Raw genomic sequence first — 19,699 nt, 5'->3', positions numbered from 1 at the left:
TCGTCGTGGGTCGCGGTCAGCGCAGCCGGTCCTGGAGCACGAACCTCCCTCCGCGCACGACCTGGATCTCGAAGCCGCCGGAGATGGTGTGCTGCGGCGTGAACCGGAGCGGTCCCGAGAACATCGGGAACCCGTTGATCCGCTCCAGCGCCGCGACGAGCGCGCCGCCGTCGGTCGAGCCCGCCTTCCCGAGCGCCTCGGCGGCCAGCCGGATCCCGTCGTACGCCTGCGTGGAGTAGGGGCCGGGCTCGGCGCCGAAGCTCTTCCGGTACCTGGCGATCCAGCCCGACGCGCCCGGGATGGTGCCCGGCGTCGGGCACATGGTGGCGTACACGCCCTCGGCGTTCGCCCCGCCCGCGATCTTCACCAGCCCGGTCGCCACCGACCCGTCGCCGACCAGGAACCTGCCCTTGTAGCCGGCCGCCCGGAACTGCCGGATCAGCAGCCCGCCCTCGGCGTAGTAGCCCGTCCAGAAGACGTAGTCGGGCCTGGTGCGCAGCACGCTCGTCACCGCCGCCGCGAAGTCGGTCTCCTTCGGCGTCACGACCTCCAGCGTGGCCTTGTCCGGCCCCCCGGGCTCGTCCAGCTCGGCCACCGCGCGTTCGGCGATGTCGCGCGAGTAGGACGTGTTGTCGTGCATCACGGCGACCCTTCTGGCGCCGTCCTTGGCGAGCCACGTCAGCCCGGCGGCGGCCTGCTGGTCGCCCGTCCCGTTGATGAGGAAGACGTGCTTGAGGCCCTGCTGGTAGATCTGCGCCGAGTTGGCGATCGTGATGAGGGGGATCTTCGCCTTGTCGAAGACGGGCAGCGTCGGCAGCGTGGCGGTGGAGCAGTAGCCGCCCACCGACATCGTGATGCCCGCCGACACCAGCTTGCTGGCCGCCGCGACCGCCAGCTTGGGGTCGCACGCGTCGTCCTCGGTGCGCAGCTTCAGCTTCCGGCCGCCGAGTACCCCGCCCCTGGCGTTGATCTCGTCGATCGCGAGCTGCGCGCCGTTCTTCATGTACGGGCCGATCTCCGCGCTGTCCCCGGTCAGCGGGATGTCCATCCCGATCAGGATGTCGCCCTTGTCGTCGTCGCCGTCTCCGCCGAGCAGTCCTTGCCCGCAAGCGGCCGTGCAGCTCACGATGAGCAGCACGGCGGTACCCGCACGCGCGAGGGTCATGGTGGGAGCGTCCATTTCCTCTTCGAGCGGCCGTGGCCGCGCGTGGTCACCCGTCAGCCCCGATGGTCCGAAGTCGTCGTCGTGTCCGGCGTGCCTTGATCGATTGCACGTCGCCGTCCGCGCGGAGTCAACGACGCGGCCGTATCCGGCCGTAGGCTGCTGGGCATGGCGATGGAGACCTCGGCGGATTCACCCGTGCCCGTGCGCACCGTCCTTCAGGCGGTGGGCGGCTGGATCGGCAAGCTCGGCCGCATCTGGGTGGAGGGTCAGATCACCGACCTGAACGCGCGCGGCGGCACGGTCTACCTGACCCTCCGCGACCCGGTCGCCAACATGTCCGTCCGGGTGGTCGGCCCGCGCCCGGTGTTCGAGGCCGCCGGACCGGCCATCACCGACGGCGCCCGCGTCGTGGTGCACGCCAAGCCCGACTTCTGGATCAACCGCGGCACGTTCTCGCTCAGCGCCATCGAGGTCAAGCCGGTCGGCGTCGGCGAGCTGCTGGCCCGGCTGGAGCGGCTCAAGCAGGTGCTCAACTCCGAGGGCCTCTTCCGGCCCGAACGCAAGAAGCCGATCCCGTTCCTGCCGTCCAAGATCGGGCTGATCTGCGGCCGCGACTCCGACGCCGAGCACGACGTGCTCCAGAACGCCCGCCGCCGCTGGCCGGCCGTCGCGTTCCAGGTCGAGAACACCGCCGTCCAGGGGCACTACGCCGTGGGCGAGGTCATGGAGGCCCTCCGCAAGCTCGACGCCGACCCCGACATCGAGGTCATCATCATCACCCGCGGCGGCGGCTCCATGGAGGACCTGCTGCCGTTCTCCGACGAGGCCCTGGTCCGGGCGGTGAGCTCGGCCCGCACCCCGGTGATCAGCGCGATCGGCCACGAGCAGGACAGCCCGCTGCTCGACCTGGTGGCCGACGTCCGCGCCTCGACGCCCACCGACGCCGCCAAGCGCGCCGTGCCCGACGTGCGCGAGCAGCTCCAGCTCGTCCGCCAGCTCCGCGACCGCGGCCGCCGCTGCCTGTCCGGCAACCTCGACCGCGAGACGGCCTGGCTGACCGCGATCCGCTCCCGCCCGGCCCTGGCCGACCCGGTCCGCGAGATCGAGCGTCAGGCCGAGCAGACGGCCGCGCTGCGCGACCGGGCCCGCCGCTGCCTCGGATCGGCCCTCGACCGGGCCGAAGACCAGCTGTCCCACACCAGGGCGCGGCTGCTGGCCCTCTCCCCCGCCGCGACCCTCAAGCGGGGGTACGCCATCGTTCAGCGCGCCGACGACTCGGTCGTCCGCGACGCCGCCGAGGTCAAACCGGACGAGCCCCTGCACATCCGCCTCTCCGAAGGCCAGCTGACGGTCACCGTCACCGGAGAGCCCTAGAGTGAACGACGTGGCCGAAGAGAAACTCACCTACGAACAGGCGCGCGACGAGCTAGCCGACGTCGTCCGCCGCCTCGAGGCCGGCGGCCTCACCCTCGAAGAGTCCCTCGCGTTGTGGGAGCGCGGCGAGAAGCTGGCCGGCGTCTGCGAGGAATGGCTGGAGGGCGCCCGTGCCCGGCTGGCCGCCGCCATGGCCAAGCCCGCCGAGGGCGAGGAGGCCGCCTCCGACGGCACCCCGTTCTGAGCCGCGCGGCACCCCGCGCGGCCTGGAGGTGCCCCTGAACGTGAAAGCGGGCCTGCTCCTCGCCGTTGAGGATCAGGCCCGTTCCACGTGCGGGCGAATCACCCGCGAGCTCGCGGTCAGCCGCAGTGGCCGTAGCCGCTCAGCCACTTGGTGCTGCCGATGGAGCCGCCCCAGCGCACGCACTTGTTGCCGAGGTTGGCGGTCTTCACCGGACCGGCATAGGTCGTGAAGTTGCCCGCGTCGCTCTTGGCCTTGCCACCCTTGCCCTGCAAGGTGGCCGACATCTTGACCTTCGCCCCGGCCTTCTTCACCGTGATCACACAGTTGGTGCCCTTGCTCGCACTGCTGTAGCCCAGGTACACCGTCGCGGCCTTGCCCAGCGCGTGCTTGTCGATCTGCTTGAAGCCCTTGCCGCAGATCTTGGCGACCGGGCTGGTCGGGGTGCCGCCACCGCCGCACGACTTCAGGGAGCCGCCGGGGTAGGGGAAACGCTTGCCCTCGAAGTACACCGCGATGGGCGGGTAGGCGTCCGGGCTGCGCCGCACCTCGTAGTGCAGGTGGGAGATGATGTTGTACTTGGCGCTGGACCGGCCGACCGTGCCGATCTTCTGGCCCTTCTTGACCGTCTGGCCGGCCTTGACCGAACGGACCTTCAGGTGCGCGTAGACGGTCGTGTAACCGCCCGAGTGCTGCACGTAGATGACGTTCCCGTAGCCGCTCGTGGTGCTGTAGAACGACCGGACGACCTTGCCGGCCGCCGAGGACACGACGGTCTTGCCGTTGTCGGCCTCGCCGGACGAACCCCAGTTGAAGTCGATCTCGTACTTGGTGTGGGCGCCGCTGCCGGAGCTGCCCCTCCAGGTCTGGCCGCAGGGGAACGGCATCTGCAGCCGCGGCATCGCGGCGGCGGAGGCGGCGACCTGCGTGGCCGGCTTGGCCGGCGACTCCGAGCCGCCGGTGCTCGCGGCGAACCCGACGCCCGTGGCGACCAGGCCGGCCGCGGCGACGGTGCCGCCGATGAGGACGGCGGGCTTACGCGTGATCTTCATCTCTCGTACCTCTCGTCCGATCCGTCAGCCGCAGTGGCCGTAGCCGCTCAGCCATTTGGTGCTGCCGATGGAGCCGCCCCAGCGCACGCACTTGTTGCCGAGGTTGGCGGTCTTCACCGGACCGGCATAGGTCGTGAAGTTGCCCGCGTCGCTCTTGGCCTTGCCACCCTTGCCCTGCAAGGTGGCCGACATCTTGACCTTCGCCCCGGCCTTCTTCACCGTGATGACGCAGTTGGTGCCCTTGCTCGCACTGCTGTAGCCCAGGTACACCGTCGCGGCCTTGCCGAGCGCGTGCTTGTCGATCTGCTTGAAGCCCTTGCCGCAGATCTTGGCGACCGGGTTGGCGGCCGGCGGCGGCGGCGTGGTGCCGCCCTTGCAGGCGGTCAGGGTGACGCCGGGGCGCGGGGCGGGGTACGGGAACCGCTTGCCGGAGAAGTACGCCGCGACCGGCGGGTACTGGCCGTTCTTGCGGACCTCGTAGTGCAGGTGGGCGGTCATGCCCGCGCGGCTCGGCTTGGTGGTGCGGCCGAGCGCGCCGATCTTGGTGCCGGAGGAGACCTTCTGCCCCACCTTGACCGAGCGGGACTTCAGGTGCGCGTACCAGGACTGGTAGCCGCCCGAGTGCTGGATGACGACGTGGTTGCCGTACCCGCTCTGGTTGACGTGCTTGGTGGACCGGATCACGGTGCCCGCGGCGGACGCGACCACGGTCTTGCCCTCGTCCACGTTGGACAGGTCCGGACCCTGGTTGAAGTCGATCTCGTACTTGGTGTGGGCGCTGCTGGCCACGGTGTCACCGCGCCATTTCTGCCCGCAGGGGAACGGAAGTCGGAACGCCGGCATCGCCGCCGCCGCGGCGCCCGCCGCGACGGGGGCCGCCTGTTTGGGAGTCTCGGCACCGCCCGAGGTGGCGACGAGGCCACCCACGACCAGGCCGGAGGCCACGAGCACGCCGCCTGTGGCGGCGACGGCACGGCCCTTCCAGCTGCTCAGAATATGTGTCACGTGCATTTGTCCTTCGTTTTGACCCTCGGTGCACCAGCTTGGTGATCATGCTGATGCGCAAGCGATCATGACAAACGCACGGGACGAATGTGAAGCGAACCAGCAAGTTCGCCACAAAACTCGTTCAAATCAAAGTAGTTGGACAAATACGGCATGGCTTGGACATTCGCCCTGACCAGTCAGGACGCGGGCGTCGGGCTCGCCGGCAGCTTCCCGCCCTGCTTCCGCTGCGGCTCCAGCGCGGCGGCGAGGACGGCGAGCTCCTCGTAGCCCGCCGTGCCCACGACGACGATCGAGACGCCGCCGGGCAGGGTGCGGGCCAGTGAATTGGCCTTCTTGTCCTTGCGGTGATACTTCGTCCACGTCACACCATCGACCTGCAGGGAACCTTCCGCCTTGCGGTTGTTGGTCATTCGCGGAACGTAGTCGGAGGCCTTCTCGTTGCTCTGCTCCAGAGCGGCGTACTGCCTGCTCGGGGTCACGAAGCCCAGGTGCCAGGCCACCGGCCCCTTGCCGTCCAGGCCGTGGACCCGGGAGCTGGTCGCGCGCCACCCGGCGGGCAGCCCCTGGGGCGCCCACACGGTGTAGGGGGCGTCGCTGGTCATCGCCCACAGCTGGCTGCTGTAGTCGGTGGTCGGCAGGACCTCCTCGTCGCTGCGCGGCGTGATCAGGTAGATCACGCCGACGAGCAGCAGGCAGGCCGCCATCGCGACGGCGAAGCCGCCCAGACCCGTGGTGAGGCGCTTGTAGACGCCGGGCGCGACCTCCACCGTGGGACGCCCGCCCGCGGCGGGGGCGTCGGAGGGGGCCGCTGATCCGGCCTGGGCGGAGCCCGAGGATGGGGTGGTGGAGGTCTGGTCCGTCACCTTCTCAGGATCCACCACGGTCAGCGGTGCTCCGCACCGGGGTCGGTGCGCGGGTTGCGGATCGTGCCGACGATGGCCATGATGTCGGCCGCCATCCGGCGGGACGCCTCCTCGTCGTCGCTGAGCGAGACCTCGGACACCGCGCCGGCCATCGCCCCGGTCAAGACGACCACGAGCGCCTCGTCCACGCCGCCGTCGGCGGTGTGGAAGAGCGCGGCGTTGCGGCGGGCCCACTTGTTGAGGCGCTGCCGCATGACGCGGTCGAAACCGGGCGGGCCGTCGCCGGAGATGAAGAGCCGGGCCACGCCGCGGTCCTCCAGGCAGCCGTTGAGGTACGCGCCGGCGCCCGCGATGAACTGGCGCATCGCGTCGGTCTCGCCCTGCTCCCGGACGGCGTTGATCGCGTCGCGGGTGCGTTCCTGCTGGCGGACCTGGAACTCCTCGAACAGCGTCAGGTAGAGGTCGGCCTTGCCGTTGAAGTGGTGGTAGAGGCTGCCCACGCTGGCACCGGCCTTGGCGACGATGTCGGTGACGGCGGCCTGTGCGAAGCCCGCCTCACAGAACACGTCCCGTGCCGCCGCCAGCAGCGCGTTGCGCGTGGCCGCCCCCCGGTCGGAGGTGGTCCGGGCGGGCACGCCGGCGTCCGCGGCGGGCTCGGCGGACGGGACATCGATCTCGCTGCTCATGACCCGAGAGATTACGCCCTCCCGCCCAGGTGGAACGATCCCTTCCCCTCCGTAATCGGGAAATCACCGGTTCGGACGACCGGCACGGGGGCACCTGGTCTGGTCCAATTTGTTTCTCGGGCCAGGTCACACGGAGAATCCGAGTCATCTGCCGACCGAAGGGGCTGCCTCGCATGTCCGACGAATCGACCGTCTCTCCGCTCGCCACCGAGCCCGCGGCGCCGGACCGCAACCTGGCGATGGAACTGGTCAGGGTGACCGAGGCGGCCGCGCTGGCCGCCGCCCGCTGGGTCGGGCGCGGTGAAAAGAACGGCGCGGACGGCGCCGCGGTCAACGCCATGCGCCAGCTGATCAACACGGTGTCCATGCAGGGCGTGGTGGTCATCGGGGAGGGCGAGAAGGACAACGCCCCGATGCTCTACAACGGTGAGGAGGTCGGCGACGGCGGCGGCGCGGAGTGCGACGTCGCGGTCGACCCGATCGACGGCACCCGGCTGACCGCCCTGGGCATGAACAACGCGATCGCGGTGTTGTCGGTGGCCCCGCGCGGCTCGATGTTCGACCCGTCCGCGGTGTTCTACATGGAGAAGCTGGTCACCGGCGCCGAGGCCGCCGACGTGGTGGACATCGAACGGCCGATCAGGGACAACATCCGGGCCATCGCCAAGGCCAAGGGCTCGGCGCCGGAGGACGTGACCGTCGTCATCCTGGACCGCCCCCGGCACGAGGGCATGGTCAAGGAGATCCGCGAGGCGGGCGCCCGGGTCAAGCTGATCACCGATGGCGACGTGGCCGGCGCGATCATGGCCGCCCGCGAGGGCACCGGCACCGACCTGCTGCTGGGCATCGGCGGTACGCCCGAGGGCATCATCGCGGCCTGCGCGATCAAGGCCCTGGGCGGCGTGATCCAGGGCCGGTTGTGGCCCCAGGACGACGCCGAACGCCAGAAGGCGCTCGACGCCGGGCACGACCTCGGCCGCGTGCTGACCACCGACGACCTGGTCACCTCCGACGACGTCTTCTTCGCCGCGACCGGCATCACCGACGGCGAGCTGGTCGACGGCGTGCGCTACAAGAAGGGCACCGCGTTCACCCACTCGCTGGTGATGCGGTCGCGCAGCGGCACGATCCGTACCGTCGCCAGCGAGCACCAGCTGAGCAAGCTGCGCGCCTACAGCGCGATCAACTTCGACACCGCCGTCTGACCCGCCACGACGGAAACACGGCGGCCGCGTGATCACCAGGTGGTCACGCGGCCGTCGTGCGTCCGGAACCCTTCACGTCGCGGCGGTCGCGGCGGTCGCGGTCGAGCGGTCACGGTTCAGCGGTCGCGGCCCAGCCGGCCGCGCACGCGCTGGCGCAACGTCTGCCTGGGCGCCCGCGCACGCACCGAGCCGAAGATCAGGGTGCCGCTGATCTCGACCGTCGGCCCCTCGTTCGCGGGACGGGTGCGCAGGTCGCGGGTGCTGACGAAGCTCCGTCCCGTCACGTTCACCCGGACGCCCTCGGGGACGAGGATGCGGATGCGGCCGCCGAGCACCATCGAGTCGAGCACCACGTGGCGGCGCTGGAGCACCGCCTCGCGCAGGTCGAGGTCGACCGTGCCGAACAGCGCGACCAGCGGGAGCCGGACGGGGACCACCCAGCGGCCCTCGCGGCGCGTCCGGCCGAACAGGATCGAGATGGGACGGTCGTCGACCAGGATCGGCTGGGCCTCTTCGGGGCTCAGGTCGGTCGTGAGACCGGTGAGCTCGCCCAGCGTCCGCGCGGCGTAGGCGGCCTCGGTGCGTTCGGCGTGCTCGTCCATGGTGAGCCGGCCGTCCGCCAGCGCCTCGCCGAGCACGCCGGCCACGCGCTCCCGGTCGGCGTCGGAGGCGCGCAGATCCCGCACACGGGTGGCCTGCTCGCCCGGGGGGCGTCGGCTCGGGATGTCCACACCATGAACTGTAAAGGACCCAGACCCATGATCGGCGAGTGGAGAACGCCCGGAAAATCTATGGGGATTTGTCCTGAATCATGCTTAGGTGACGGGCATGGCGGTGCAACGTACCGAAGCCGTGTCACTCCGGCCCGCGACCGCCCCGGCGGCGGCGATCAGCCTCCGCGGGGTCGTCAAGCGCTTCGGCGGCCTCACCGCCGTCGACGGGCTCGACCTGGAGGTCCCCAGCGGCATCTGCCTGGGGCTGCTCGGTCCCAACGGCGCGGGCAAGTCGACCACGATGAAGCTGCTGACCGCGCAGGCCATCCCGGACGACGGCGTGATCGAGGTGCTCGGCTTCCCGGTCCCCCGCGCGTCCAAGCAGGCCAGGGCGGCCATGGGCGTGGTGCCCCAGCAGGACAACCTGGACGAGGAGCTCACCGCGCGCGAGAACCTCGAGGTGTTCGCCCACCTCTACCGCGTGCCGAAGCCCGACCGGAAGGGCGCGGTGGACGACGCGCTGGAGCTGGCGCACCTGACCGACCGGCAGCGCACCAAGACCGGCGACCTGTCCGGCGGCATGCGGCGCCGGCTGCTGATCGCGCGCGGTCTGGTGCACCGGCCCGCCCTGGTGTTGCTGGACGAGCCGACCGTGGGCCTCGATCCCCAGGTGCGGGCCGAGTTGTGGGGGCTGATCGACGGGCTGCGGGCACGCGGCACCACCGTCCTGATGTCCACGCACTACATCGAGGAGGCCGAGCGGCTGGCCGACGACTGCGCCCTCATGTCGCACGGCAGGGTCGTGGCGCGCGGCGGGCCCGCCGAGCTGATCGCCGAGCACGCGGGCGAGCGTGTCGTCGAGCACTACGGCCCGCCCGGCCGCCTGGAGATCGTGGAGCGGCTCGCCCGCGAGGCGGGGCTGCCCACGCGCCGCACCGGCCCGTCGGTGTCGGTGCTGAAGGCCGAGACGATGCCGCCGTCGCTGGCCGCCGAGCTCGGCCCGGACGGCGTGCGGCGGGCGTCCAACCTGGAGGACGTGTTCGTGGTGCTGACGGGAGAACGAGTCGAATGACGGCCGACGTCCGGGCCACGGTGCCGCCGCCGGCCGCGGCGCCGCGGCTGCGGCGGTTCGAGATCGCCCCGGTCAAGGGCGTGTGGCGGCACGAGATCGCGCTGTTCAGGCGCTACTGGCGGTCGGCCTCGTTCGCGTCGATGTTCGAGCCGACGTTCATGATGCTGGCGTTCGGCTACGGCTTCGGGTCGCTGGTGGCGGTGGTCGGCGACTACCGGTACCTCGACTTCGTCGGCACCGGCATGGTGGGCACGGCGGCGCTCTTCACCTCCGTCTTCCCGGGGATGTTCAACGGCTACATCCGGCGGGTCTTCCAGCACACCTACGACGCGATGCTCGCGGCCCCGGTCGACACGCACGAGCTGGTGACGGGCGAGGCGCTCTGGATCGCCTCGAAGTCGGCGCTGTACTCGTGCTCGCCGATGGTGGTGGCGATGGCCTTCGGGCTCGACCCGTCGCCGGGCATGCTGCTCGTCCCGCTGGTCACCTTCGTCACCGCGCTCGGGTTCGCGCTGTTCGGGATGTGGGCCTCGGCGGTCGTGCCGTCGATCAACTCGTTCGACTACGTCATCACGGGCGTGGTGACCCCGCTGTTCCTGATCGCGGGCACGTTCTTCCCGGTCGACTCGCTGCCGGACTGGGTGCACGTGGTGGCGCAGCTCAACCCGCTGTTCCACTGCGTCCAGCTGGTGCGGCACGCGGTGTTCGGGCTGGAGCCGCTGGCCGATCTCGGCCACCTCGCGGCCCTGCTGGCGTTCGCCGCGCTCATGTGGATGATTGCCGTACGAGCGATGCGGCGCCGCCTCATCGCCTGACCTCCGGCTCATGGGCGGTCCCGGGCCGGCGCCTCATGTTTGACCTGTGACCTCGGTCATCCCTACGCTGACGCGAATCTCTTTCATGTTCGGCTGCAGCTCAGAGAGGTGGATGCCGCATGGACGATGGCATCACCGCGCGGGACCGTGAGGCACGGTCCTCCACGTACGCCGCGTTCGCGATCCAGGGGCTGTGCTTCGCCTCACTGGTGACCCAGGTCCCGCAGATCCAGAAGACCCACCACCTCAGCGACGCGACGTTGTCCCTGGTGCTGCTGATGGTCCCGCTGATCGCCGGTGTGGGCAGCGTGTTGTCGGGCTTCCTGTTCGCCCGGCTCGGCAGCGGCCCGGTGTTGCGGGTCAGCCAGCCCGCGGTCTGCCTCAGCATCGTGTTCATCGGCCTGACCGGCGACGACGACCTCGCCCTGTACGCGGCGGTCGCGCTCTTCGGGCTCTTCGTCGGCGCGGTCGACGCCGCGATGAACGCCCAGGCCGTGGCCGTCGAACGCCGCTACGGCATCAGCCTGATCACCGGCTTCTACGCGGTCTGGAGCCTGGCCGGCATCCTCGGCGGCCTCTGGGCGGCGCTGTCCAACAAGCTGGACCTCTCGCTGCTCACCGGCTTCGGGATCGCCGCGGCGCTCGGCATCGCCGCCTCGCTGGCCACCGGCCACCGCCTCTACGCCAAGCACGAGGAGTCCGCGGGCCGGCCCAGCGCCGCCGAGCTCAAGACCGCCGGCCGGCACGTGCCCTGGCGCCCGATCCTGATCGTCGGCACCGCGATGGCGATCTTCTACCTGGCGGACGCGGCCATCTCCAGCTACGGCGCCAAGTACCTGGACGACGAGCTCTCCGGCAGCGACTGGGTGGCACCGCTCGGCTACGTCGCCTACCAGGTCGCCATGGTCTTCAGCCGGGCCGTCGCCGACTTCGGCGTGCGCCGCTCGGGCCCGGTCCCGGTCGTCCGGATCGGCGCGGTCGTCGGGTTCATCGGCATGATCGGCGTCGTCGCGGCCCCCACGGCCTGGCTCGCGATCCCGGCGTTCGCGGTCGCGGGCCTGGGCCTCAGCGTCGTCGCGCCGATCTCCTACACCGCCGCCGGCCGGGTCGACCCCACCGGCCTGGGCGTCGCGGTGGCCCGGGTGAACGTCTTCAACTACGTCGGCTTCGTCCTCGGCGCCGCGGTCGTCGGCGCCATCGCGCCGATCAGCTCCGACCACGGCCTGCGACTGGCGTTCATCGTCCCGACCGCGCTCGTCCTGGTCATCTTCGCCCTCGCCAGGGGCTTCGACCCCGAGCCCGTCCCCGGCGCCCGCACCGACACCCCCATCGCGGAGCGCCCCACCGTCTGACCTGTCACGCGGGCCCGCCGTGCGGCCCCGTCACGCGGACGGGCCCGGCCTCCGGCGTACACCGGAGTCCGGGCCCGCGCCCTGCCGTGGACTATCCGGTACGCACCGATCAGGCCTCTTCGAGGGCGGCGACGGCCTGCTCGCCGGCACTCTGGGCCTGCTCGGGTGACATGTCCTGTATCGCCCGGCTCAAAGCGGCCTCGGCCGCCTCGGCGGCGACCCGGGCGGTGACCGCGTGCTCCTGAGCCCGCTCAAGATCTCCAAGGCCGACACAGTCGAACGACACCTGCGCGTCGTGGACGGCCATCTTCAACTGCCTCGCTGCTTCTTCCAGACTCATCCGTCGCCTCCTCCACTGAGGTGACGTTCCTACCCGCGAGCCTCGCGGGCAATCGCCCTTCCCAGCAGCTCCGCCGCCTGGGCCAGCCGGGACTCGCCCAGACGCCCGTATCCGAGGACCAGCGCGGGCGGCGCGGTGCCGTCCCGGCCGGGTCCCCACATGCCCGCGGCGCCGCCCACCGAAACGCCCAGGCGGGCGGCGGCCGCGACCACGGCGGCCTCGTCGGTGCCCGGCGGGAGCTCCACGTACAGGTGGATGCCCGCCGAGACGCCGTGCACCCGTACGCCCGGCACGTGCTCGGCGAGCGCCTCCACCAGGACGTCGCGGCGGGCCCGGTACTGGCGGCGCATCGTGCGCAGGTGGCGGTCGTAGCCGCCGGTGGAGATGAACGCGGCCAGCGCGTGCTGCTCCAGGACCGGCGCGCCCAGGTCGTTGTGGGCCCGGTGGGTGCGCAGCCGGTCGGCCGGCTTGGGCGGCGCCACCGCCCAGCCGAGGCGCAGGGCGGGCGCGAGCGCCTTGCTGACCGAGCCGAGCAGCACCACCCGGTCGGGGTCGATGCCCTGCAGGCAGCCCACCGGCTCGCGGTCGTAGCGGAACTCGGCGTCGTAGTCGTCCTCGATGATCAGCCCGTCCACGTCCCGGGCCCAGGCGATCAGCGCGGCCCGGCGGCCCGGCGACAACACCACGCCGGTCGGGTACTGGTGGGCGGGCGTCACCAGGATCGCGCGCGCCTCGGTACGGGCGAGGGCCGCCACGTCCACGCCCTCGGCGTCCACCGGGACGCGGGCCAGCCGGGCGCCGGCGGCGTCCAGCATGGGCAGCTGGCGGTTGCTGGTGGGGTCCTCCACGGCGAGTTCGCGATGCCCGTCCCCGACGAGCATCCGGACGACCGCGGACAGGCCGTGCGCCACCCCGTTCATGATCACGATCTGGTCGGGGTCGGCGTTCGCGGCCCGGACCCGGCCCAGGTAGCCCGCCAGCTCGGCGCGCAGGGCCGGCACCCCGCCCGGGTCCGGATAGCCGAGCTCCTCGTTCGGCAGGGCGCGCAGCGACGCCCGTACCGCGGCCGCCCAGCGTTCGCGCGGGAACGCGGCCAGGTCGGGCTGGCTCGGCCACATGTCGTACGCGAACGCGCCGTCCGGCCCGCCGGGCGGGGTCTCGGCGGCGGGCTCGGCCGGCCAGGCCTGCTGGCGCGCGGCGGGCGGCGGCGCGTCCGGGCGGGCCAGCGGCGCGACCCGGGTGCCGTCGCCGCGCCGGGCGAGCAGGAAACCCTCGGCGATGAGCTGCTCGTACGCGGTGACCACGACCCCGCGCGACACGTCCATGTCGCGGGCCAGGTCACGGCTCGACGGCAGCCGGGTGCCGGCGGTCAGCCGACCGGACCTGATGGCCGCGCGGAACCCCGCGGCGATCTGTGCGGCGAGGCGGCCGGCGGCCCGGTCGATCGGGAGATGCAAGTCGGTCACATAGTGCTCAGCGTTCGGAGAGCGGCGGAACGTCACCGCACGACGCTTGGTCCATTGTTCGTGGCTTCGATTGGCTCTGTCTCAGGGTCCAATGCCCTCCTAGCGTTCCAGACATGACAACGACAGCCAGTACCCGGGGCCTGCTGGGCGCCGGAAGCGCCATGTTCTTCGTCGGCACGCTCACCGCGGTGTCGGCGACCATCTCCGGCTACCCGGTCTTCGGGGGCCAGGCCGTCCGCTACACCGTCGCCGCCGCGGTGCTGCTCGCCGCCGTCCGTCTCGCCGTCCGCCGCGGGGCGCTGACCCGGGTACGCCTGCGCCCGCGCGACCTGGCGCTGCTGGCGGCGCTGGCGGCCACCGGGCTGGCCGCGTTCAACGTCTGCATCGTCGCCGCCACCCGGGACACGAGCCCGGCGACCATCGGCACCGTGATCGCGACCGTGCCGATCGCCCTGGCGGTGGTCGGCCCGCTGCTCGAACGGCGCCGCCCCGCCCCGGCGCTCGTCGTCTCGGCCGTCGTCGTCGCCGCGGGCGCCGCGCTCGCCAACGGCCTGGGCGGCGGGACCTTGCGCGGGCTCCTGCTCGCCCTCGGCGCGCTGGCCGGCGAGGTGTGCTTCTCCCTGCTCGCCGTGCCGCTGCTCCCCCGCCTCGGCGCGCTGCGCGTCTCGGCCTACTCGGCGGCCATGGCCGCGCCCATGCTCATGGTCATCGGCCTGGTCGCCGACGGCCGCGACGTGGTGCGGATGCCGACCGCCGCCGAGGCGGCGGGCTTCACCTACCTCTCGGTGATCGTGACCACCGTCGCGTTCTTCCTCTGGTACGACGCGATCGGACGGCTGGGGGCCGATCGCGCCGGTCTCTTCGCGGGCCTGATCCCGGTCAGCGCGGTCGTCACCACCGTCGTCCTCGGCCTCGGCACCCCCGGCCCGGCCGACGTCGCGGGCGCCGCCCTGGTCGCCGCGGGCGTGATCCTGGGCCTGCGCCCCGCCCGCCGGCGCGCACCCGCCGGTCCGGCGGTCACGCAGGCCGCGGTCACCGAACGGGCCGTCCCCGAGCCCGCGCCGAGTCCCGCCCTCTGAGCGGGACCGCGGGCGGGGGGCCGTAACCTGTAGGGCGGCCCCATCAGACCGTGCGCGAGGATCTTCGATGCCTGAGTTCTCCTACACCGACCTGCTGCCGCTCGGCGCGGACGACACCGAGTACCGGCTGCTCACCTCCGAGGGCGTGTCCACGTTCGAGGCGGGCGGGCGGACGTTCCTTCAGGTCGAGCCGGAGGCGCTGCGGCTCCTCACCGAGACCGCCATGCACGACATCTCGCACCTTCTGCGCCCCGCTCATCTCAGGCAGCTGCGCCGGATCCTGGACGACCCCGAGGCCTCCCCCAACGACCGCTTCGTGGCGCTGGACCTGCTCAAGAACGCGGGCATCGCGTCCGGCGGCGTGCTGCCGATGTGCCAGGACACCGGCACCGCGATCGTGATGGGCAAGCGCGGCCAGCACGTCCTGACCGACGGGCGCGACGAGGAGCACCTCTCGCGCGGCGTGTACGACGCCTACACCAGGCTCAACCTGCGCTACTCGCAGATGGCGCCGGTCACGATGTGGGACGAGAAGAACACCGGCACCAACCTGCCGGCCCAGATCGAGCTGTACGCGGCGCCCGGCGACGCCTACAAGTTCCTGTTCATGGCCAAGGGCGGCGGCAGCGCCAACAAGTCGTTCCTCTACCAGGAGACCAAGGCCGTCCTGAACCCCAAGCGCATGCTGACCTTCCTCGAGGAGAAGATCCGCTCGCTGGGCACGGCCGCCTGCCCGCCCTACCACCTGGCGATCGTCGTGGGCGGCACGTCCGCGGAGTACGCGCTCAAGACGGCCAAGTACGCCTCGGCGCACTACCTCGACACGATGCCGATCGAGGGGTCGCCGCTGGGCCACGGCTTCCGCGACGTGGAGCTGGAGCAGCAGGTCTTCGAGCTCACCCAGCGGCTCGGCATCGGCGCCCAGTTCGGCGGCAAGTACTTCTGCCACGACGTCCGGGTGATCCGCCTGCCCCGGCACGGCGCGTCCTGCCCGGTCGCGATCGCCGTCTCGTGCAGCGCCGACCGCCAGGCGCTCGCCAAGATCACCGCCGAGGGCGTCTTCCTGGAGAAGCTGGAGACCGACCCCGCGCAGTACCTGCCGGACACCACCGACGAGCACCTCGACGACGAGGTGGTGCAGATCGATCTCAACCGGCCGATGGACGAGATCCGCGCCGAGCTGACCAAGTACCCGGTCAAGACCCGACTGTCGCTCACCGGCCCGCTGGTCGTGGCCCGCGACATCGCGCACGCCAAGATCAAGGAACGCCTGGACGCGGGCGAGCCCATGCCGCGGTACCTGCGCGACCACGCCGTCTACTACGCCGGGCCGGCCAAGACCCCCGAGGGTTACGCCTCCGGCTCGTTCGGGCCGACGACGGCCGGCCGCATGGACTCCTACGTCGAGCAGTTCCAGGCGGCGGGCGGCTCGTTCGTCATGCTGGCCAAGGGCAACCGCTCCCAGCAGGTCACCGACGCCTGCGGCACCCACGGCGGCTTCTACCTCGGCTCGATCGGCGGCCCCGCCGCGCGCCTGGCCCAGGACTGCATCAAGAAGGTCGACGTCCTCGAATACGCCGAGCTCGGCATGGAGGCGGTCTGGAAGATCGAGGTCGAGGACTTCCCCGCGTTCGTGGTCGTGGACGACAAGGGAAACGACTTCTTCGCCGACACCACGGGGCCCGTGCTGACGATCGGACGCCGCTGACCCGACCGCATTGGTCACATTATTGGCGCTAAATCCAAGTTGGTCCCGAGGTCTCCACGATGACCACATGGCCACTCCGGTATCTTTTCCGCCATGTCTCAGTCAGGTGGCCTCGTACTCGCGACGCGCTACCGGCTGGTCTCGGAACTGGGTTCGGGTGCCAACGGCACCGTGTGGAGAGGCCATGACGAGCTCCTCGACCGCGCTGTGGCGATCAAGGAACTGCGGCTCCCCGAGGATCTCTCCGAGGACGACCGGGTCGTCTTCTACCGCCGGACGCTGCGCGAGGCACGGGCTCCGGCGCAGTTGCGCTCGCCCGCGATCGTCGAGGTCTACGACGTCGTCATCGAACAGGGGCGGCCCTGGATCGTGATGGAGCTGATCGAGGCGCCCAGCCTCGAGCAGCTCGTCGAGCGGTCCGGGCCGATCTCGCCGGCCCAGGCCGCGCACATCGGCAAGCAGTTGCTGAGCGCCCTGTCGGTCGCGCACAAGGCCGGGATCGTGCACCGCGATCTCAAGCCGAGCAACGTGCTCCTGGACGGTGACCGCGTCGTCCTCACGGACTTCGGTCTGGCCTATTCGTCCGGTTCGGTCAGCCTGACCAAGACCGGCCATTTCATGGGTTCGCCTGCGTACGTGGCCCCCGAAGTGGCAGCGGGCGAGAAGGCGACCCCGCAGTCCGACCTGTGGTCGCTGGGCGCCACGCTCTACGCCGCGGTCGAGGGCCGCCCGCCGTTCGAGCGCGAGAACGTCATGGCCACGCTCAGCGCGCTGGCCAACGAGGGGCTCGCCACGCCGCAGAACGCCGGCGCGCTCACCTCGGTGATCACCGGGCTGCTGGAGAAGACCCCGACCCGCCGGCTCACCCACGCCCGCGCGCAGGACCGCCTCGAACGCGCGATGGCCGGGCCCCGGTCGGGCCGCCGTCCACCGCCCGCGCCGCGCTACCGGCTGGCGGCGATCATCGCCATGATCGCCGCCATCGTCGCGTCGTGCGGCATCGGCGCCACCGCCCTGATCGTCGGCATGAGCAAGGAGACGCCCGGACCGTCCCCGACCGCCCCCACGTCCGCGGCGAGCGCCAGCCCGGCGGGCGCGCCGCCCGGCGTGGCCTCCGCGGCCCTGGTGATCCGCGCCCTCGGCGACACCTGCCGGATCTTCGTCTCGGTGCCCGGCCAGACGATCAACGTGCTGGCCAACGAGAACCTGGTCAGGGGCGACACCCGCCAGTACGACCAGGGGCAGCTCAACGTCGTCCTCCAGGACGCGTCCGCCTGCGAGGTCTGGGTCAACGGCCAGAAGGAGTCGCCCGCGCAGGGCACCCACCGTTTCAAGGTGACCAAGCGCACGTCCGGCGGCTGACCCTCCGGCGCCCGCACCGCCCGTCCCCGGGAATGCCCGGGGCGGCCGGCGGGCTGCCATGAGAGAGAGCGTTAGATTCGATAGTCGGAGGTGGCTCACTCATGGCCGAGCAGGAGTTCCGGATCGAGCACGACTCGATGGGCGAGGTGCGGGTGCCCGCGGTGGCCAGGTGGCGCGCGCAGACGCAGCGGGCCGTCGACAACTTCCCGATCTCCGGACGCGGTCTGGAGCCCGCCCACATCGCCGCCCTCGGCCACATCAAGGCCGCCGCGGCCGTCGTCAACGCCGAGCTCGGCGTGCTCGACAAGGACCTGGCCGCCGCGATCCAGGAGGCGGCCCTCGAGGTCGCGGCCGGCGCCTGGGACGAGCACTTCCCGGTCGACGTCTTCCAGACCGGCTCCGGCACGTCCTCCAACATGAACGCCAACGAGGTCATCGCCTCGCTGGCCGAGGAGCGCCTGGGCTCGCCGGTGCACCCCAACGACCACGTGAACGCCTCACAGTCGTCCAACGACGTCTTCCCGTCCTCCATCCACATCGCGGCGACCGGGGCCGTCCTCAACGGCCTCATCCCCGCGCTGCGGCATCTGGAGGGGGCGCTCAACCGCAAGGCGATCGAGTTCGCGCCCGTGGTGAAGGCCGGGCGCACCCACCTGATGGACGCCACGCCGGTCACGCTGGGCCAGGAGTTCAGCGGGTACGCGGCGCAGGTGCGCCTCGGCGTGGAGCGCCTGGAGGCCGCCCTCCCCCGGCTCGGCGAGCTGCCCCTGGGCGGCACCGCGGTCGGCACCGGGATCAACACCCCCGAGGGTTTCGCCCCGCGCGTCATCGCCGAGATCGCCCGCGCCACGGGCCTGCCGCTGCGGGAGGCCCGCGACCACTTCGAGGCCCAGGGCGCCCGGGACGCCCTGGTGGAGACCAGCGGCGCGCTCAAGACGATCGCGGTGAGCCTCACCAAGATCGCCAACGATCTGCGCTGGATGGGCTCCGGCCCGCGCGCCGGTCTCGCCGAGATCCGCCTCCCCGACCTTCAGCCGGGCTCGTCGATCATGCCGGGCAAGGTCAACCCGGTGATCCCCGAGGCGGTCACCCAGGTGGCAGCGCAGGTCATCGGCAACGACGCCGCGATCACGTTCGGCGGCGCGTCCGGCAACTTCGAGCTCAACGTCATGTTGCCGATGCTGGCCCGCAACGTGCTCGAGTCGATCACGCTGCTGGCCAACGTCTCCCGGCTGCTGGCCGACCGCACCGTCGACGGGATCGAGGCCGACGAACGCCGCGCCCGCGAGTACGCCGAGTCGTCCCCGTCCATCGTGACGCCGCTCAACCGCTACATCGGCTACGAGGAGGCCGCCAAGGTCGCCAAGCAGGCCCTCGCGGAGCGCAAGACCATCCGCGAGGTCGTCCTCGAACGCGGCCACGTCGAGGAGGGCAGGCTCACCCTCGAACAGCTCGACGCGGCCCTGGACGTCCTCGGCATGACCAACGCGTCCCGCTGACCCCCGGGCCCGGCCCGCCGCCGGCGCTGAGCGCCAGGCGGCCTCAGGCCCCGGCAGGCGCTAGTACCAGCCGGCGGCCTGGAAATGGCCCCAGGCCGAGCACGGGGTGCCGTAGCGGTGCTTCACGTACCGCAGGCCCCACTTGATCTGGGTGCGCGGGTTGGAGCGCCAGTTCGGCCCGGCGCTGGCCATCTTGGAGCCCGGCAACGCCTGCGGGATGCCGTGGGCGCCGCTGGAGGCGTTGTGCGAGTGCTCGTTCCAGCCGCTCTCGCGCGCCCACAGGTCCTCCAGGCAGCGGAACTGGGCGGCTTGGCGCCATCCCTGCCGCGTCATCAGGGCCCTGGCGAGGAGCTTGTTCGCCCTCGCCCGGCCGAGCTTGCGCTGTTCGACCCGCATCAGCTTCAGGGTCCGCTTCTCGTGGATCTTCTTCTGGGACGCCACCATGGCGGTGCGCTGCGCCTTGGCGGCGGCACCCTCCATCGGGTCCATGAGCATCGGGCCGCCGACCACGGCGGCGGCCACGCCCAGAGCGATCACTCGAATGCGGTTACGTATGTGAGGTGACACGCGCAGTAGCGTGCTGCGGATCAGTGCGGGATATTCAGCAGATCCGGCGACCTGTGCCAGGGCTTTGCCGATCCATTGGCCTGCGGTTTCCCTCGACCACGACAAAAGGGACGGGCCGGAGCCCGTCCCCTG

General features: G+C 71.5%; 19 protein-coding genes. 10 read left to right on the top strand and 9 right to left on the bottom strand.

Features of this window, described 5'->3' with window-relative positions:
* Positions 1 to 16: 16 nt before the first annotated feature.
* Entirely contained in the window at positions 17 to 1,165 is a 1,149-nt protein-coding gene (locus ABZ810_RS22410) for a branched-chain amino acid ABC transporter substrate-binding protein (protein WP_358405968.1), read from the bottom strand.
* A gap of 165 nt (positions 1,166 to 1,330) precedes the next feature.
* On the opposite strand from ABZ810_RS22410, the gene xseA reads away from it, so the two are divergent.
* The gene (gene xseA / locus ABZ810_RS22405) at positions 1,331 to 2,539 is read left to right on the top strand and encodes an exodeoxyribonuclease VII large subunit (RefSeq protein ID WP_358405966.1); all 1,209 of its coding nucleotides are present in this window, start codon (positions 1,331 to 1,333) and stop codon (positions 2,537 to 2,539) included.
* 10 nt (positions 2,540 to 2,549) lie between these two features.
* Positions 2,550 to 2,783: an exodeoxyribonuclease VII small subunit gene (locus tag ABZ810_RS22400; protein ID WP_358405963.1), complete on the top strand. Its 234-nt coding sequence runs from the start codon at positions 2,550 to 2,552 to the stop codon at positions 2,781 to 2,783.
* A gap of 116 nt (positions 2,784 to 2,899) precedes the next feature.
* On the opposite strand, the gene ABZ810_RS22395 is transcribed toward ABZ810_RS22400, so the two are convergent.
* The 4 genes from ABZ810_RS22395 to ABZ810_RS22380 all read right to left on the bottom strand — a co-directional run bounded on the left by ABZ810_RS22395 (position 2,900) and on the right by ABZ810_RS22380 (position 6,389).
* The gene (locus ABZ810_RS22395) at positions 2,900 to 3,832 is read right to left on the bottom strand and encodes a M23 family metallopeptidase (protein ID WP_358405961.1); all 933 of its coding nucleotides are present in this window, start codon (positions 3,830 to 3,832) and stop codon (positions 2,900 to 2,902) included.
* Positions 3,833 to 3,856: 24 nt separating this feature from the next.
* Complete coding sequence (locus ABZ810_RS22390; RefSeq protein WP_358405958.1) at positions 3,857 to 4,837, bottom strand: M23 family metallopeptidase; 981 nt, start codon at positions 4,835 to 4,837, stop codon at positions 3,857 to 3,859.
* 179 nt (positions 4,838 to 5,016) lie between these two features.
* Positions 5,017 to 5,703, bottom strand: a complete 687-nt coding sequence (locus tag ABZ810_RS22385; RefSeq protein ID WP_358405955.1) for a DUF4245 domain-containing protein — start codon at positions 5,701 to 5,703, stop codon at positions 5,017 to 5,019.
* 20 nt (positions 5,704 to 5,723) lie between these two features.
* Complete coding sequence (locus ABZ810_RS22380; RefSeq protein WP_358405954.1) at positions 5,724 to 6,389, bottom strand: TetR/AcrR family transcriptional regulator; 666 nt, start codon at positions 6,387 to 6,389, stop codon at positions 5,724 to 5,726.
* A gap of 173 nt (positions 6,390 to 6,562) precedes the next feature.
* Here ABZ810_RS22380 and glpX point away from each other — a divergent pair, with 173 nt between their 5' ends.
* Complete coding sequence (gene glpX / locus ABZ810_RS22375) at positions 6,563 to 7,594, top strand: class II fructose-bisphosphatase (protein ID WP_358405952.1); 1,032 nt, start codon at positions 6,563 to 6,565, stop codon at positions 7,592 to 7,594.
* 116 nt (positions 7,595 to 7,710) lie between these two features.
* On the opposite strand, the gene ABZ810_RS22370 is transcribed toward glpX, so the two are convergent.
* Positions 7,711 to 8,325, bottom strand: coding sequence for a DUF1707 domain-containing protein (locus ABZ810_RS22370; protein WP_358405951.1), 615 nt, complete (start codon positions 8,323 to 8,325; stop codon positions 7,711 to 7,713).
* A 97-nt stretch (positions 8,326 to 8,422) separates the two neighbouring features.
* On the opposite strand from ABZ810_RS22370, the gene ABZ810_RS22365 reads away from it, so the two are divergent.
* The 3 genes from ABZ810_RS22365 (at position 8,423) to ABZ810_RS22355 (ending at position 11,546) form a co-directional block, all read left to right on the top strand.
* Complete coding sequence (locus tag ABZ810_RS22365; protein WP_358405949.1) at positions 8,423 to 9,379, top strand: ABC transporter ATP-binding protein; 957 nt, start codon at positions 8,423 to 8,425, stop codon at positions 9,377 to 9,379.
* On the top strand, positions 9,376 to 10,194 hold the full coding sequence (locus ABZ810_RS22360; protein WP_358405948.1) for an ABC transporter permease: 819 nt from the start codon (positions 9,376 to 9,378) through the stop codon (positions 10,192 to 10,194). Before ABZ810_RS22365 ends, ABZ810_RS22360 begins: the two co-directional genes overlap by 4 nt.
* 119 nt (positions 10,195 to 10,313) lie before the next feature.
* The gene (locus tag ABZ810_RS22355) at positions 10,314 to 11,546 is read left to right on the top strand and encodes an MFS transporter (protein ID WP_358405946.1); all 1,233 of its coding nucleotides are present in this window, start codon (positions 10,314 to 10,316) and stop codon (positions 11,544 to 11,546) included.
* Positions 11,547 to 11,655: 109 nt separating this feature from the next.
* On the opposite strand, the gene ABZ810_RS22350 is transcribed toward ABZ810_RS22355, so the two are convergent.
* A complete protein-coding gene (locus tag ABZ810_RS22350; RefSeq protein ID WP_358405945.1) occupies positions 11,656 to 11,886 on the bottom strand; it encodes a hypothetical protein in 231 nt (76 codons plus the stop codon).
* A gap of 29 nt (positions 11,887 to 11,915) precedes the next feature.
* Positions 11,916 to 13,352, bottom strand: a complete 1,437-nt coding sequence (locus ABZ810_RS22345) for a PLP-dependent aminotransferase family protein (RefSeq protein ID WP_358405943.1) — start codon at positions 13,350 to 13,352, stop codon at positions 11,916 to 11,918.
* A 113-nt stretch (positions 13,353 to 13,465) separates the two neighbouring features.
* Between ABZ810_RS22345 and ABZ810_RS22340 the strand changes: the two genes are divergently transcribed.
* From ABZ810_RS22340 to ABZ810_RS22325, 4 genes are all read left to right on the top strand, one after another.
* Positions 13,466 to 14,431 (top strand): EamA family transporter, encoded by a 966-nt coding sequence (locus ABZ810_RS22340; protein ID WP_358405940.1) that lies wholly within the window; start codon positions 13,466 to 13,468, stop codon positions 14,429 to 14,431.
* Positions 14,432 to 14,498: 67 nt separating this feature from the next.
* The gene (locus ABZ810_RS22335; RefSeq protein ID WP_358405937.1) at positions 14,499 to 16,139 is read left to right on the top strand and encodes a fumarate hydratase; all 1,641 of its coding nucleotides are present in this window, start codon (positions 14,499 to 14,501) and stop codon (positions 16,137 to 16,139) included.
* Positions 16,140 to 16,232: 93 nt separating this feature from the next.
* The gene (locus ABZ810_RS22330; protein ID WP_358405935.1) at positions 16,233 to 17,501 is read left to right on the top strand and encodes a serine/threonine-protein kinase; all 1,269 of its coding nucleotides are present in this window, start codon (positions 16,233 to 16,235) and stop codon (positions 17,499 to 17,501) included.
* A 101-nt stretch (positions 17,502 to 17,602) separates the two neighbouring features.
* Positions 17,603 to 19,000: a class II fumarate hydratase gene (locus tag ABZ810_RS22325; protein ID WP_358405932.1), complete on the top strand. Its 1,398-nt coding sequence runs from the start codon at positions 17,603 to 17,605 to the stop codon at positions 18,998 to 19,000.
* A 60-nt stretch (positions 19,001 to 19,060) separates the two neighbouring features.
* On the opposite strand, the gene ABZ810_RS22320 is transcribed toward ABZ810_RS22325, so the two are convergent.
* Positions 19,061 to 19,537, bottom strand: coding sequence for a lytic transglycosylase domain-containing protein (locus ABZ810_RS22320; protein ID WP_358405930.1), 477 nt, complete (start codon positions 19,535 to 19,537; stop codon positions 19,061 to 19,063).
* Positions 19,538 to 19,699 lie beyond the last annotated feature (162 nt).

It is taken from the genome of Spirillospora sp. NPDC047279, assembly GCF_040643285.1.
In the GTDB taxonomy this organism is placed as follows: Bacteria; Actinomycetota; Actinomycetes; order Streptosporangiales; family Streptosporangiaceae; genus Spirillospora.
This window is presented reverse-complemented; position numbering and strand designations above follow the sequence as displayed.